This window comes from Streptomyces sp. NPDC059166 (assembly GCF_042755185.1).
Classification (GTDB): Bacteria; Actinomycetota; Actinomycetes; order Streptomycetales; family Streptomycetaceae; genus Streptomyces.
On the sequence record NZ_JBHZCI010000014.1, the window covers coordinates 103,561 to 117,569 of the forward strand.

The 14,009-nt window shown below is 72.3% G+C and carries 8 protein-coding genes; 7 read left to right on the plus strand and 1 reads right to left on the minus strand.

Annotated elements, in window-relative coordinates; translation table 11 throughout:
• Positions 1 to 23: 23 nt before the first annotated feature.
• The 6 genes from ACFXOA_RS13335 (at position 24) to ACFXOA_RS13360 (ending at position 8,305) form a co-directional block, all read left to right on the plus strand.
• A complete protein-coding gene (locus ACFXOA_RS13335; RefSeq protein WP_385026245.1) occupies positions 24 to 704 on the plus strand; it encodes an alpha-ketoglutarate-dependent dioxygenase AlkB family protein in 681 nt (226 codons plus the stop codon).
• Positions 705 to 819: 115 nt separating this feature from the next.
• The gene (locus ACFXOA_RS13340) at positions 820 to 1,323 is read left to right on the plus strand and encodes a hypothetical protein (protein WP_385026248.1); all 504 of its coding nucleotides are present in this window, start codon (positions 820 to 822) and stop codon (positions 1,321 to 1,323) included.
• Positions 1,323 to 2,714 carry a hypothetical protein gene (locus tag ACFXOA_RS13345; RefSeq protein ID WP_385026251.1) on the plus strand — a complete coding sequence of 464 codons (1,392 nt, stop codon included), beginning with the start codon at positions 1,323 to 1,325 and terminating at the stop codon, positions 2,712 to 2,714. Before ACFXOA_RS13340 ends, ACFXOA_RS13345 begins: the two co-directional genes overlap by 1 nt.
• Positions 2,711 to 4,282 (plus strand): VWA domain-containing protein, encoded by a 1,572-nt coding sequence (locus tag ACFXOA_RS13350; protein ID WP_385026254.1) that lies wholly within the window; start codon positions 2,711 to 2,713, stop codon positions 4,280 to 4,282. The genes ACFXOA_RS13345 and ACFXOA_RS13350 overlap by 4 nt, the downstream gene beginning before the upstream one ends.
• A 118-nt stretch (positions 4,283 to 4,400) precedes the next feature.
• Positions 4,401 to 5,513: an AAA family ATPase gene (locus tag ACFXOA_RS13355; RefSeq protein ID WP_385026257.1), complete on the plus strand. Its 1,113-nt coding sequence runs from the start codon at positions 4,401 to 4,403 to the stop codon at positions 5,511 to 5,513.
• On the plus strand, positions 5,510 to 8,305 hold the full coding sequence (locus ACFXOA_RS13360; protein WP_385026260.1) for a hypothetical protein: 2,796 nt from the start codon (positions 5,510 to 5,512) through the stop codon (positions 8,303 to 8,305). The genes ACFXOA_RS13355 and ACFXOA_RS13360 overlap by 4 nt, the downstream gene beginning before the upstream one ends.
• Positions 8,306 to 8,480: 175 nt before the next feature.
• Here ACFXOA_RS13360 and ACFXOA_RS13365 read toward each other — a convergent pair whose 3' ends face one another.
• The gene (locus ACFXOA_RS13365; protein WP_385026263.1) at positions 8,481 to 9,368 is read right to left on the minus strand and encodes a GH25 family lysozyme; all 888 of its coding nucleotides are present in this window, start codon (positions 9,366 to 9,368) and stop codon (positions 8,481 to 8,483) included.
• A 910-nt stretch (positions 9,369 to 10,278) separates the two neighbouring features.
• On the opposite strand from ACFXOA_RS13365, the gene ACFXOA_RS13370 reads away from it, so the two are divergent.
• Complete coding sequence (locus ACFXOA_RS13370; RefSeq protein WP_385026266.1) at positions 10,279 to 13,905, plus strand: S8 family serine peptidase; 3,627 nt, start codon at positions 10,279 to 10,281, stop codon at positions 13,903 to 13,905.
• Positions 13,906 to 14,009 lie beyond the last annotated feature (104 nt).

Sequence of the window (14,009 nt, forward strand, 5' to 3'; positions counted from 1 at the left end):
GCAGTACGAGGAGGGCCCGCACCATGGACGCCCTGATCCCGCGACCCGCCATGGAGGTCGCGCCCGGAGCCTGGCACATTCCGGGCTGGCTCGCCCTCGACCGGCAGCGCGAGCTGGTGGCGGCCTGCCGCGACTGGGCCACCGGGCCCGTCCCCATCCGGCACACCCGTCTGCCGCGGGGCGGCACCATGTCCGTGCGCACCGTCTGCGTCGGCTGGCACTGGCAGCCGTACCGGTACACCCGCACCGCGGACGACGTGAACGGCCGGCGCGTAGCCGCGTTCCCGGACTGGATGGCCGACCTGGGCCGCCGTGCCGTCCTCGCGGCGTACGGCGACGAGGCGACCGCCCGGGAGTACCGCCCGGACACCGCGCTGATCAACTTCTACGACGGGCAGGCCCGGATGGGCATGCACCAGGACAAGGACGAGCGGTCGCCGGCCCCGGTCGTCTCGCTGTCCGTCGGGGACACCTGTGTCTTCCGGGTCGGCAACACGGAGACCCGGACCAGGCCGTACACCGACATCGAACTCGCCTCGGGCGACCTCTTCGTCCTCGGCGGCCCCTCGCGCTTCGCCTATCACGGGGTTCCCAGGGTCCTCGAGGGCACGGGGGATCCGGCGACGGGGCTGAGGTCGGGACGGCTGAACATCACCATGCGCGTCACCGGGCTCGCCGACGGGGCCGCCCCAGCCGGGCCGTGACGACCGCCGGCCGGAACCCGGGTCCGGACCCGATGTCAGTGGGTGCACGTAGGTTCAGTGGTGTTCCGCCGATCGGGCGGGAACAACCCCTCAGCTGTGCATTGGAGATGGCGCGTTGTCGGATTGGGAGAGGTCGAGCACGGCCCGGGTGACACCACCCGCGAGGCCGCGCAAGCTCGCCAAGGTTCCGTTCGTCGAGCTGGCGGACGGACGCCTTCAGGGAGTCGTGTCCAGCGGTTCGGACATCGGGCGTGTCTACGTGTCGTCCGTCGCGGCCGGCACGTACGCCTTCGCCTGCAGCACCAACAACAACCGGCCCTGCGGTGGTGCGCGCGGCTCCTTCTGCAACCACATAGGCGCCCTCGTCACCGAGGCCGTCCTGCAGTACGGCGCGGAGAGGGTCCTGCGCTATCTGCGGATCGACCTCCCGGCGCCCGACGCGGACGGACCCGCCCTGCTCTCCGCGATGCGGAGCACCCGACCGCAGGCGGACGGGGCGAAGGCGGCCGCCTCCGTCTTCAGCCGCTTCCTGCGTCACCTCGCGTATCTCGAACACGCCCCGGTCACCACGCCGTTGCCCGAGATGCACTTCTTCCCGCCGACCAGGGCGGCCGCCTGATGCGCGCCGATCTGCTCACCGCCCCGGTGGAAGGGCTGGACGACGCCCTCGCCGCCGTCGACGCCTTCGACGGGGCCCTGGTGGCCGGTCTGCTCCGCCCGCAGTCCGTGGAAGCCGGAGGCGTGACCCGCCTCGCCGAGGCCGTCGCGGGTTCCCCGCTCGCGGAGATCACCGCCGAGGCATCGGCCAAGGCGTCCGCCGGAGCGGCCGGCGAGGACCACTTCGTGGCCCTGGCCGCCGCCCGGACCGCGCTGCTCGGCGCCGCCCACGACGCCCTGCTGCTCCGTGTCGAGGAGGCCGCGCGCCGCTCCCGGGAGGAGCCGAGCGCTCCGGGCGTTGCCCCGGAGGCGCCGGCCAACCTGCTGACCGCCGCCCGCGCCTGGCTGTGCGACCTGGCCCGCTGCGGCTGGCAGGGACTCGACCACGAGGTGGTGTCCGGCGCGGCGGAGGTGGTCTCCGCGATGCTCCCCGAGCCCTCGCTGCGCCGTCTCGCGTCGCTTCTCGACGGATTCGCCGCCGAACTCGCCGCAACCTGCCCCGGCTCGTCCGCCGAGCGCTTCCCGGTACGCCGGTGGGCCGATCTGTGGACCCGCGGCATGCTCCTCACCGTGCCCGGGGCGGCGGCCACACCCGTCGCGGGTACCGCGGACGGACGTCTCCTCCCGCTCGGCATCGACCTGCAGGAGCACCCGACCGCCGCTCAGGCCCAGGTGCACGCAGTGTTCGAGCCGGCGGACGGTTCGACGCCGCGCCTGGTGCGCGCCACCGTGTCGGCGCCCAAGCCCGACACGGTGCTGGGGGCGGGCGTGTGGCAGCTGCTCCGCCCCCACATGTCACTCCTCGCGGCCTTCGGCGAAGGCCGTTCGATGGAGCTCACCGGCATGCCGGTCACGGCGGAAGGCGACCTGATCTGGAGTGACGACCACGCCCGTCCGGGAGAGCCGGCCGAGCCGTTCGTCACGGCGCGCGTGGCCCTGCCCGCCGCGACCGCACCGGTGACCGCGCCTGCGGACCGCCATCCCGCGCGCATCGCCGTCCCCGTCTTCCTTGAGGGATACACGGCCCGCGCGGACGAGGACGACGCGGTGGCCTTCACCGTCGCCGGGGTCGATCTGGACGTCGACACCGACCGGATCCCCGCCGCCGGACCGCTCACCCCGAAGGCGGTCGCCGGATCCGGTGCCTGTATCGCCCTCGTCCGCTGGGACGCGGGGAAGTTCACCCTGCAGCCGCTCGCCGTCGAGACCACGGTCCGGAAGAAGGTGACCGCCGTGCACGCGGGTGCCTGGGCGGGAGGGACCACCGACAAGGCGGGGGCCAGAGCGGAGAAGGCCGCCACCGACGCGGTGAAGGTACTCAGCGAGCGCGCGGGAAGGCTGCTGCGGAAATGACGGGACAGCCGAACATGGCGATGACCGGCGACAGCGCCCACGCCAATCGCCGGCAGGTCCTCTACTGGCGCCTGCTCGCCCAGCTCTTCGACCACGAGGAGCACGCCTCACTGGAGTCGGCGAGCCTCGCCGTCGTCGAGGACATCGGGCTACCGCCCGCCCTCCTGGACCCGCAGACCGCGGTCGACTCCGTGGTGCAGCGACACCCCGGGCTGGCCGCCGAGTTCGACGGCCTGATGGTGCCCGGCGCGACGCAGGAGACGGCGGCCGGGGCGGAGAGCGGTGCCGGGCCGGCGACGGAAGCCGGGGCCGAGGCAGGCGTCCGCCCGGAGACCGGGACCGCACCCGGGACGGTGAACGCGGGCGGCGCCCGCACGGAGACGGATGCGGCATCCGAGGCGGGGGCGGGGACGGCTCCGGAGACAGGCGACCGCGACCTCGCCGCCGAGGTGCGCCGCGCCGCGCTCGTCTCCAAGGTCCTGCTGAACGTCTTCCACTCGCCTCCCGGAAACGTCTCCGCGAGCCAGTTGTCCCGGTGGCAGTCCGACGCGGGCTGGCTGGAGCGGGCCCTCGGCTGCGAGCCCGGTGAACTGCGCGGCGGACGGGCCGGGGGGAGAGGCGCGGGCCCCACCGGTACGGGCGGCGGCGGCAGGACACCCGACCTGAGCCGGCTGATCCCGGAGATCGGCCCGGAGCTCGGCTCGATCGAGGCGGGGCTCGTCCGCAGGATGCGGCTGCGCGAGGTGCTCGCCGACCCGCAGCTCGCCGGCCGGCTGACTCCCAGCATGTCCCTGATCGAACAGCTGCTGCGCGACAAGGACAACCTCTCCGGCGTCGCCCTGGCCAACGCGAAGTCACTGATCAGGCGCTTCGTCGACGAGGTCGCCGAGGTGCTGCGGACCCAGGTGGAGAAGTCGACCGTCGGCGCCCTGGACCGCTCGGTCCCGCCGAAGCGCGTCTTCCGCAACCTGGACCTGGACCGCACCATCTGGAAGAACCTCACCAACTGGGACCCCGAGGAGGAGCGCCTCTACGTCGACCGGCTCTTCTACCGCCACACCGCGCGGAAGACCACGCCACAGCGGCTGATCGTCGTCGTCGACCAGTCCGGCTCCATGGTGGACTCGATGGTCAACTGCACCATCCTGGCCTCCATCTTCGCGGGCCTGCCCAAGGTCGACGTCCACCTCATCGCGTACGACACCCAGGCGCTCGACCTCACACCCTGGGTGCACGACCCCTTCGAGACGCTGCTGCGTACCAACCTCGGGGGCGGCACCGACGGCACGGTGGCCATGGCCCTGGCCCAGCCCAAGATCGCCGAACCCCGCAACACGGTCGTGGTGTGGATCTCGGACTTCTACGAATGGCAGAGCGAGCCGCTCTTCGAGTCCATGGCGGCCATCCACCGCTCCGGCGCCAAGTTCATCCCCGTGGGCTCGGTGACCAGCTCGGGCCGGGCCAGCGTGAACCCGTGGTTCCGGGAACGCTTCAAGGACCAGGGGACGCCGGTGCTCTCCGGCCACATACGCAAGCTCGTCCACGAGCTCAAGACGTTCCTGACCTGAGGCCGGCGGCCAGGCAGGGACCCGGATCTCCGCCGGGTCCGGCCGGCCCGGCCGCACACCACGCTCCCACCCGTGCCCGGCGCGGGTGAACCCTCACTCTCCGAAAGGCTCAACAGACATGTCCGACCTGCTGCGCGCCCCCGCCGAGATCAAGTACGCCGAGGAGCTCGACTGGCTCGAATCGGTCGACGACGGCCCCAAGCCCTTCTCCTGGCGGCTCTCCCCCAAGATGGTCCGCCTCTTCATCCTGGGCTCCGAGCGGGCCGACGGCCTCGACCGGGAGATCTCCCAGAAGTGGTACGGCGACCGCAGCTTCGTCGAGCGTTCCATCGTGACCCTCGCCTCCGACCGCGGGCTGCTGCTGATCGGCGACCCCGGGACGGGCAAGAGCTGGCTCGCCGAGCTGCTCTCCGCCGCGATCTCCCGCAACTCGACCCTCGTGGTGCAGGGCACGGCCGGCACCACCGAGGACCACATCAAGTACTCCTGGAACGTGTCCATGGTCATCTCCAAGGGCCAGTCACGGGAGTCGATGATCCCCTCACCGCTGATGACCGCCATGGAGACCGGGGCGATCGGCCGCTTCGAGGAGCTCACCCGCTCCACCAGCGACGTCCAGGACGCGCTGATCTCCATCCTCTCGGAGAAGTACATCTCGGTCCCGGAGATGGACACCGACAACATCGTCTTCGCCAAGCCCGGATTCTCCGTGATCGCCACGGCCAACAGCCGCGACCGCGGGGTCAACGACCTGTCCTCCGCGCTCAAGCGCCGCTTCAACTTCGTCCGCATCCCCGTCGTCACGAACAAGAAGAGCGAGGCGGAGATCGTCCGCTTCCGCACCGAGGAACTGCTGCGCCGCCACCAGATAGAGCTGGACGTGCCCCCGACCCTGCTCGACGTACTGCTGCAGAGCTTCGCGGACCTGCGGGCCTCCTCCGCGGCCGCGGGCAGCGACGACGAGAAGCTGGAGTCGGCCCTCTCCTCGGCCGAGCAGATCGGCGTGCTGGAGGACGCCATCCTGCACAGCAACTTCTTCGGCGAGCGCACCCTCACGGCGCGCACCCTCGCCTCCTCGCTCGTCGGATCGCTCGCCCGGCGCGAACCGGAGGACCTGGCCATCCTCAACAAGTACCTGCACGGAGTGGTCGAGCCCCGCAGCAAGGAGGAGGGCGGCTCCTGGCCGGAGTTCCTCGAGGGCGGCCGCGACGCGATCGCGACCCTGTCGTGAGCGCCCTGACCGAGGGATCGCCGTTCGCGGCGCTGCGCGGCCGGCTCCAGGAGGCCGCGGCGGAGTTCGCCGGAGGGGAGGACGCGCTCCGGGGCATCCTCCTCGGCATCGTCGACGACGTCGACCGGGCGGTGCGCGAGCCCCTGGAGATCTTCCCCGTCTGCCACCACTCGCCGGCCTCCGCGGTCGCGATGGCCCGGCGGCTGCGGGAGAAGCAGCCGAAGGTCGTGTACCTGGAGCTGTGCGAGGACATGGCGCCGCTCCTGTCCGAGCTGCGGAACTGCCGGCTCCCCGTGGCCGTCCAGGCCTTCGCGAGCGAGGTCGAGGGATTCCCCGCGGACTGGGCGCCCCTCTCGGTCGTCGCCCCGATCACCGAGGCGTCGGCCGAGTACCAGGCCGTCGCGTACGCCCTGGAGACCCCGGGCGTGGAGCTCGTCCTCGTCGACCGCTCCTCGGACCATGTGTTCCAGTGGCAGGCCGGAGAGACGGGGGAGGCCGCACCGGACGGTCCTCCCAAAGACGAGGAGGCGGCGCTGCACGGCGACGCCGTAGGAGTGGAGATCGGCGACCTGCGGCCCCGCTTCGCCGAACTGGAGGAGCACCTCCTGCGCCACGGCCAGGTGCGGCACTGGTCCGAGTGGTGGCACCAGTACGTCGAACTGCCGCTGGGCGACAGCGACCACGACACCTACCGGCAGGTCATGCTCCTCATCGGCAGCCTGTTCCGCCGGCTGGCCCCCGGCGACACCCACCGCATCCGGGTCGACGAGGACCGCGAGCGGTACATGTGGACCCGGATGCGCGAACACCTGGCCGCGACGGGGACCGACCCCGAGGACTGCCTCTACGTCTGCGGCGCGTTCCACGCGTCCAGCCGGGTGGCGGAGTTCGGAGTCCACGGCAGCGACACCTTCCGGATCAGCCCGCCGAGCGGGAGCACCTGGCAGTACGGCCTGATCCCGTCCAGCCACGCGGCGATCGAGGCCCAGTTCGGCCTGGCCGCCGGGTCCGTGTCGATCGCGGCGACCCAATGGGCGAAGAACCTCAAGCGCACCCGGGTGCAGCCGTTCCGGCTCGCCGGCCAGGCCGGGGCCAAGAAGGCGGCGACCTCCCGGAAGGCCGTCGCGGCGGCTGTCCCGGTGACCCCGGAGGCTCCCTCCGACCGGCTCTCCGGCTTCCTGCAGAGCCCGCCCGCACTCGACAAGCTCGACGAGGCCGAACTCCTCGGCTGGTCCGTGGAGATCGTGCGATCCGCCCGCCGCAACGGCTATCTCGCCTCCACCGCCGACGCCATCGCCGTGTTCGAGACGTCGATCCTGCTCGCGGGCATGCGCGACCGGGCCAGGCCCACGCCGTACGACTTCCAGGACGCGGCTGTCACCTGCATCGAGAAGGACACCGTGCCGGGCAGGCGCGATGTGCGCAGGCTCGTCGAGATCCTGATGGGGGGCGACCGGATCGGGCAGGTCGGCTACGAAGCCCTGCCGCCCCTGGCCCGTGACGTGCACGACCGGCTCGCCCCGCTCGACCTCAAGCTCCAGCAGCGCGGTGTGCGGCGGGCGCTGCTGGACATGACCACCCAGCCGGAGCTCCGGCAGTGCTCCGACGTGCTGTGGATGCTGCGCCGCCTGATGCCCCAGGGCGCCGCACGGCCGATCATGGGGGAGCGGGAACTCGGCAAGCAGTCGGTCCAGGAGTCCTGGGACCTCGCGCTCGGCACCCACCAGCGGGCCCTCATCGAGCTCGGCTACGAGGGCGTCAGCATCGAGCAGGTGCTGGAGCAGCGCCTGCGCCGCGCGGCATACGCACCTTCCGCAACCACCGCGGACGTCCTGGCGGCCGTCGAGGACGCCCTGCTGCACCTGCGAGGCGACCGCCTGGCCGACGAGCTCGGCACCCGGGCCCTGGAGGTGCTGGCCACCGAGCGGAGCGTCGACGGGGCACCCGAGGTGCTGCGCAGGGTGCGCCGCCTCCTGGCGTACTACCGGATCACCAGGCCCGTGCTGCCGCCCTGGATCGAGTCCTTCGCGAAGACGGGATACGCGCACTACTGCACACTGCTGCCGACCGCCTTCACCGACGAGGACGTGACGGTGCGGCAGGTCGCGGCGATGCTGGGGTTCCTCTTCAGCATGGAGAGCCTGGCCCTGTCGCTCGGCTGCGACCGTATCCAGCTGGATCTGGCGTTCGCCCAGTCGCACCCCGGGGAGCAGTCCCGGGTGGCCCTGCTGTGGGCCGCCCAGGTGCACCTCGGACGCCTCTCCCGCGCCGAACTGCGGCAACGCTGCGACGAACTGCTCGCCAACCCCTTGGCGGTGCCCGCCTATCCCCGCTACCTGAGCGGATTCCTGCACGCGCTCGAGCCGGTCCCGCAGCTCGCCGACTTCGTCGTGGAAGCGGTGTCCAGCGCTTTCGCACGGCTCCCCGACCCGGTCCTCCTGCCCTGGTTGCCCACGCTGATCACCACCCTGCGGGCGGAGGGCGCCGAACTGACCCCGCTGCTGGTACGCGAGGCCGGGCGGGTCTTCCCCGGCCGGCTCGCCGACCTGGACTCCTGGGTCCCGCCGTGGCTGGCGGAGCCGCGGCCCCAGGCCACCCAGGTGGTGGCGGGGAGCGGCACGGCGGGCCGCTCCGCGCTGCTCGCCGCCCACCCGGAGACCTGCGACAGCCTGGCCGAACTGCTGGGGTGCCCGGTCCGATGGGAGGCCGGCCACCCCGTGCCCTCGGGTGCGCTCCTCCTCGGCCGCCACCCGGAGACGGCACAGGCACTGGGGGCGCTGCTGGCGGTCTGACCGGGCGTGCCCGTCACCCCGCCCGGCAGGTTCCGACACCGGCCGGGCGGGGTCGCGGCTGCCGGACGGCCCGCGCGTCGCGCCCGACAGGGCCCGGCCGCGGATCGTCGTACCGGTCGGCAGGCCGTACCGATGGGCCCGCCCACCGGTACGGCCGCGTACCCCGCCGGTCCCGTCAGGGGGTGTTGTTGGCCAGGGCGAGCAGCCGTGCTTCCGTTCCGCTGAAGCGGTCGCGGTCGACGGCACCGGAGATGCCGCTCACCGAACCGGTGGAGCTGTACTGCCAGAAGGTCCAGTACGGGAACCCGGCCGGGATCGAGGGGCTCGCCGCCGTGGTCCAGTGGGCCACGAAGAGCGGGCTCTTGGCGGACATGCCGCCCCAGTTGCCGGTGCAGGTGTTCCACCAGCTCGGGCTGGTGTAGATCACCACGTCACGCGTGGTCTTCGCCTTGTAGGTGTTGTAGAAGTCGGTGATCCAGGTGCGCATCGCCGACGTGGTCTTGCCGTAGCAGCCGGCCTCCAGGTCGAGCATGCCGGGCAGTGTCAGGTTGTCCTTCGACCACGCCCCGCCGTGCGCGACGAAGTAGTTGGCCTGGGCCGCGCCTCCGGAGAGGTTCGGGCGGGCGAAGTGGTAGGCGCCGCGGATCACCTGCCGGGTATGCGCGTTGGTGTAGTTGGTGCTGAACTGGGGGTCGGTGTACGTCGTCGACTCCGTCGCCTTGATGTAGGCGAACTTGATTCCGGCGGACTTGACCGAGGCCCAGTTGATCGACCCCTGGTAGTGGGAGACGTCGATGCCCGGCAGTTGGGTGGCCAGCGGTGACGCGGCACCCTCGGCCTCGAGCTCGAGCTGTCTCGTGTCCGGCCGGAAGGCCGTGCCGTCCTCGGAGTAGCCGACGCCCATGTAACCGGCGCCCAGGGGTATTCCCGCGTCCGCCTCCGCCGGCTGGGCGGCGGCCTCCCCGGCCGTGACGGCGGGAGCGAGTACGACGCTCAGGGCGAGGGCGGCCGCGGCCAGGGTGCTGCGACGGGCGGTTCGCAGGGTGCGGAATCGGAATGACACGGTGCCTCCAGAAGGATGGGGGGGTCGGCGGCCGAGGGCAATGGGTCTACCCGCGTAGCTGATCGGTCGTGCCGTGGGGCGGCCACCACCCTGGGTGGTGGGTCGGGCGAAGGGGGTGCGGGGTTCAGCTTGGCGCGGTGCCGCCACGTCCGCCTTGATGTGACGTGGACGCGTCATGAGTGACCCATGAACAGGCGTGTGATGTAAAGGACTTACGGAAATCCTCTATGGTCTAGTCCATTCGAGGGGTCGGCGAGCTGCGGCGATGGCCCGGCGCGGGCCGAAGAATTCACACGCTGAAAACAAGCAGGCCGACCGCCGGCCGGTCGCAGCAGCGCGAAGGGCGCCGGACCCGAGGCGGTGGCACCGCTCGGCGAGCCCGGCCCGGCCGCCCCGGCGGCCACCGGTCCGCAGCGCTCCAGGGGCCGGGGCGGCGTGGCATGGCGAGACGGCGTCATGTCGCCATGTCGCCATGGAGGACGCCGTCCGCCGCCTCCCCGCCGCGCACATACTGCTGCCGTGATCCCCTCCCGTGAAGGAGAGTTCATGTGGTGAGGCATGCCTCCCCGGGTCGGAGGACTCCGCCCGTGCCACCCCTTCGTCGCCGTCCGCCGGGCTCCGCCGCCGGACGCGCCGCCCGCCCGGTGCGCGGCGCACGGCGCACCGGGGGAACCCGCCGTGGGCACCGGCCGGTGCCTTCCGTCCCGGGAGCGGGGGCCGCCGGCCGGCCGGCGACACCGGCGCTCGCGCCGTAGGCGGGCCACCCCCGCCCCTGTCACCCCGGCAAGGAGCCCCGCCGCGGGATCAGCGTCATTCACCCGGTCCGACCGGACCCCGGTGACGGACAACACCGCATGGGCAGGCCGTACGTTCATCTCGTCGGCCTGCCCTCCCGAAGGAGAGTCAGCCCGTGAGACCAGACGCAGGACAACCACCGAGACCCCGCCGGGGACGTCGTCCCGGGCGACGCCCGGCAGGCGTACGAGGGCTGCTCGCCCTCGCGCTCGCCGCGGCGCTGGGGGCTCCGCTGCTCGGCGCGGCCCCCGCTGCGGCCGACCCGGCGCCGACACCCGCGGCCGCCCTCCGCAGCAAGGCGCCGGACACGCTCGTCCGGAAGCTCACGGACAAGGACACCGCCACGTTCTGGGTGCGCCTCGACTCGGAGGCCGACAGTTCGTCCGCCCGGAAGGCCAAGTCGAAGACCGCCCGTGACAAGGCCGTCGTCAAGACCAGGACCGAGCACGCGAACCGCACCCAGGCGGGCCTGCGTTCCCTGATCAAGAAGGCCGGTGCGCACTACGAGTCCTTCTGGGTCAGCAACACGCTCAAGGTCACCGCGGACAAGGCGCTCGCCGAGAAGATAGCCGCCCGCCCCGAGGTCGCCGCGATCGAGGCCGACACCCAGGTGGCGCTCCCCGATCCGCTGCCGGGCGAGACGGTGCCCGCCGAGGGCGGGGTCGAGTGGAACGTCGACCGCATCGGCGCCCCCGAGGTCTGGAACGACCTGGGCGTGCGCGGCGAGGGCGTGGTGATCGCCAACATCGACACCGGCGTCGACTACCAGCACCCCACCCTGCTGAACGGCTACCGGGGCCTGCAGGAGGACGGATCGTACAGCCACGGCTACAACTGGTTCGACGCGACGGCGAGCTGCCCGAGCGCCGCACCCTGCGACGACCACGGGCACGGCACCCACACCATGGGCACCATGGTCGGTGACGACGGCGCGGGCAACGCGATCGGGGTCGCCCCGGGGGCCACCTGGATCGCGGCCAAGGCCTGCACCACCGTGGGCTGTCCGAAGGACGCACTCCTGACGGCCGGTCAGTGGATCCTCGCGCCCACCGACATCAACGGGCAGAACCCGCGCCCCGACCTCGCCCCCGACATCGTGAACAACTCCTGGGGCGCGGACGTCATCGACACCTGGTACAAGTCGATGGTCCAGGCGTGGACCGACGCCGGGATCTTCCCCGCCTTCTCGAACGGCAACGCGGGACCCGACTGCGCGACCGCGGGCTCTCCCGGTGCGTACACCAACTCCTATGCCACCGGCGCCTTCGACAGTGACGGTGACATCGCGGTCTTCTCGGCCCGCGGCGCCGGCGAGGACGGCGCGGTCAAGCCCGACATCGCGGCCCCGGGCGTGGACATCCGCTCGGCCGCTCCGGGCGGCGGCTACGAGGTCATGTCCGGCACGTCGATGGCCTCGCCCCACACCGCCGCCACCGTCGCCCTGATGTGGGCGGTCTCCCCGGCGATCCGCGGCGACATCCCGGCCACCGAACGCCTCCTGGACCGGACCGCCCACGACGTCTCCGACACCACCTGCGGCGGCACCGCGGAGAACAACAACGTCTTCGGCGAGGGCCGGCTCGACGCCCTCGCGGCCGTCGAGTCCGCCCCCCGGGGGCCGCTCGGAGGCATGTCGGGCACCGTGACCGCCGAGGGCGAGGCGCTCGCCGGGGCCACCGTGGAGCTCGAAGGCCCGATGTACGCCACCGCCGACACGAAGGCGGACGGCACGTACGCGCTGCCCAAGCTCATGGTGGGGGACTACACGGTCGAGGTCTCCAAGTACGGCTATGTCAGCGGACGTTCCACCGTGAGCGTCACCGAGGGCGGCAGCGCGACCGTCGACCTCGAACTCGCCGTGGCCGCCAAGGCGACCGTGACCGGCACCCTCAGCACCGCGGGCGGCCCTGAGGCCGGTGCCACCATCTCCTGGGCCGGAGCACCGGCCGTCACCTCCGGCGCCGACGGCGGCTTCACCCTGGAGATGCCCGCCGGAAAACACCAGTTGACCATCACACCCGTATCCCGCTGCGCCACCGTCGGCGCGTTCGCCGTCGAGGCCGCGCCCGGTGCCAACCACCGGGACATCCTCCTGCCCAGCCGCAGCGACAGCTTCGGCACCACATGCCGCCTGGTGAAGGACGACGCGCCCTTCCCCACGGGTGAGACCCGGCTCAGCGTGACCGGCCCGTACGCCGGTGCCGCGACGATCAAGCTGCCGTTCCCCGTCGCCCTGTACGGAAAGACCTACCGCGAGGCGACGGCGGACATCGAGGGCTACCTGTCCTTCGAACGGAACGTCAGCAGCTCCTCCAACAGGGCCCTGCCCTACACCGGATACCCCAACGGCTCCCTCTACCCCTTCTGGGACAACCTCCAGCTGGCCACCGGCTCCGGCGCCATGTACTGGTCGCAGCGCGGCACCGCCCCGCACCGGGAGATCGTCGTGGAGTGGCGGGACATGGTCCCCAGCAGCGCCAGGACCGAGCGCCTCAGCTTCTCCGTGGTGATCGGTGAGGACGGCGACTACTCCTACCACTACAAGACCGCCACCGGGGGACCGTACGCACGCGGCCTGGGCGCGACCATCGCCGCCGAGAGCCACGACGGCACCAAGGCCCTCCAGTACTCCTTCAACGAGGAATCCGTCGGCGACGGCACCACCCTGGCCTTCCGGCCCGAGCGCAGCGCCTACGTCTCCGGCACCGTGACCGACGCCAACGACGGCAAGCCGCTCGCCGGGGCCACCGTCCATGTCACCAGGGACGGTGAGGAGCAGGCCACCGGCACCACCGGCACGGACGGCGCCTACCTCGTCCAGGTGCCCGCCACCGACGCGGCGGACTACGAGGTCACCGTGTCAGCCGACCACTACACGTCCCGCGGCCGGACCGCCCGGCTGTCGGCCCGTGACACCTCCCGCGCCGACACCGCCCTCGCCACGGGCGTGGTCACCGTCACCCCCGACAAGGCGATGACCCTCGTCGTGCCCGCCGACAGCACCCGCCGCCGGACACTCGGCCTCGCCAACACCGGTTCGGCCACCGACTACAGCGTCCAGGAGGCCGGCGCGGCGCCCTGGATGAGGTTCAGCGTCCGCTCCGGACACCTGGAAAGGGGAGGCGACCAGCAGCTCAGGATCACCGTCGACACCACCGGCGTCACCCCCGGGACCGTGCTGCGAGGCACCGTCGTGGTCGCCTCCGACAGCGGGCGGGCACCCGAGCTGAAGGTGCCGGTCACCGTGGTCGTCCCCGCGTACCAGGCCGCCCTGGACAGCGGCTCCGACACCGCCGTGACGGACGCCTGGGACGACACCTGGGGCCCTGACCGGGCCTGGGAGGCCGGATCCTACGGGTACGTCGGCAAGGCGACCGCCGTGTCGACCTCCAAGACGGTCGGGGGCACCGACGAGCAGGCGCTGCTGAGCACCGCCCGCAGGGGCGCCCTGGAGTACCGCTTCGACGCCGTCCCTGACGGCGTCTACCAGGTCGAGCTCTCCTTCGCCGAGCTCAGCCGCACCGAGCCCGGCGCGCGCGTCTTCGACGTGATGACCGAGGGCACCGAACGGACCGCGGACCTCGACATCGCGAAGGAGGCAGGCGGCGCCTTCAAGGCCCTGACCAAGACCTACACGGTCACCGTCACCGACGGCCAGCTCAACGTGCGCCTGGTGGCTCACACCGGCAAGACACTCGTCAACGCCGTCCGCGTCACCCACCGGCCGGACCTGGCCGGCTGACCCGCGGCCGTGCCCGGCGCCGGGGCCGGGGGGGGGGCGGCCCGCCGGGGCCCCCGGGCCCGTGGGCGGGCACCAAACGGGCGGGCGGTCCCGGCCCGGCGAGC

Coding starts and splice junctions, on each gene's coding strand:
- ACFXOA_RS13335 (WP_385026245.1), top strand. CDS start 24: ATGGACGCCCTGATCCCGCGACCCGCCATGGAGGTCGCGCCCGGAGCC.
- ACFXOA_RS13345 (WP_385026251.1), top strand. CDS start 1,323: ATGCGCGCCGATCTGCTCACCGCCCCGGTGGAAGGGCTGGACGACGCC.
- ACFXOA_RS13350 (WP_385026254.1), top strand. CDS start 2,711: ATGACGGGACAGCCGAACATGGCGATGACCGGCGACAGCGCCCACGCC.
- ACFXOA_RS13355 (WP_385026257.1), top strand. CDS start 4,401: ATGTCCGACCTGCTGCGCGCCCCCGCCGAGATCAAGTACGCCGAGGAG.